This is a genomic window from Bacillus sp. 05T31, from assembly GCF_056396725.1.
In genome coordinates this window covers 1-1,306 of record NZ_JBFTMA010000942.1, presented here as the reverse complement: position 1 = coordinate 1,306, position 1,306 = coordinate 1, and the positions used below count along the sequence as shown (strand labels likewise).

General features: G+C 35.4%; 2 protein-coding genes. Both read right to left on the bottom strand.

The genetic code is table 11. The features are described 5' to 3' along the window. Positions 1-725 (bottom strand): Na+ dependent nucleoside transporter N-terminal domain-containing protein (locus AC1DJR_RS30130; protein ID WP_477004273.1); only part of this gene is annotated, 725 nt, incomplete at its 3' end. A gap of 105 nt (positions 726-830) precedes the next feature. Continuing rightward, on the bottom strand, positions 831-1,306 hold a 476-nt coding region (gene deoC, locus AC1DJR_RS30125; protein ID WP_477004272.1), incomplete at its 5' end, for a deoxyribose-phosphate aldolase.

Here is a 1,306-nt window from a genome sequence, read left to right as displayed (position 1 = left end):
ATAATGTATTCCCCTAATACTTCAAAGAATGTCTTTTTCTCTTCTTCTTGTACTTCTAACATATCCTCTTCTTCAGTAACTTCGTACGGGTTAATGATAGAAGCAATGATGAAACCACCGAATAAGTTAAGCACTAAAGCGGTTACAACATATTGCGGTTTTAATAACACCATATATGATCCAACGATAGACATAGATACTGTAGACATTGCAGATGCACATAATGTATACATTCTTTTCTCTGGCAATAATCCTAGTTGTTTCTTAACTGAAATAAACACTTCAGATTGTCCTAAAATCGCAGAAGCTACCGCGTTATATGATTCGAGTTTCCCCATCCCATTTACTTTACTTAATACTAGACCGATAGATTTCACAATAATAGGTAATACTTTAATGTGTTGCAAAATACCTATTAAAGCTGATATAAATACGATTGGCATTAATACACTTAAAAAGAATGAAAACTCTTTTTGATTTACTAATCCACCAAATACGAAATTCACACCATCAGCGGCATATTTTAATAATTCTCCAAAACCATCTGCTATTCCGCTAATTAATATATTCCCTACGCTTGTATTTAATAATAAAAACCCCAAAATGAATTGTAATATAACCATCGTTATGATTGGGCGATATTTGACTTTCTTTCTATCATTACTAGCAAGCCAAGCGATACCTAAAATCAATACGAGGCCTAAAAAACCGATTAAGTATTTCATAAGCCGTCTCCTCCCATTCGTATCCGCTTACATTCTTTTCAATTGTTAAAGCAATAGATACACTTTACTTTAAACGTGTATCTATTGCTTTTCACACTTTATTAATTAGTAATTATCTGTAGCACCTTTTGCATCATTTAATACGATTGCAACACTAGCACTTGCTCCAACGCGAGAAGCTCCAGCCTCTACCATTTTGTCTGCATCTTCACGTGTACGAACGCCGCCAGATGCTTTCACGCCAACGTTTGGTCCAACTGTTTTACGCATTAATGCGATATCTTCTGCAGTTGCTCCGCCAGTTGAGAATCCAGTTGAAGTTTTTACGAAATCAGCGCCAGCTTTTACTGATAATTCACAAGCACGAACTTTTTCTTCATCTGTTAGAAGGCAAGTTTCAATGATTACTTTTACAAGAGCTTTTCCTTTTGCTGCTTGTACTACTTCATAAATRTCTTTTTCAACGAACTCATTGTCGCCATCTTTTAAAGCACCTACGTTGATTACCATATCAACTTCAGTTGCACCTTTTGCGATAGCATCTTTTGTTTCGAATGCTTTTGTTTCAGTAGTGCTTGCTC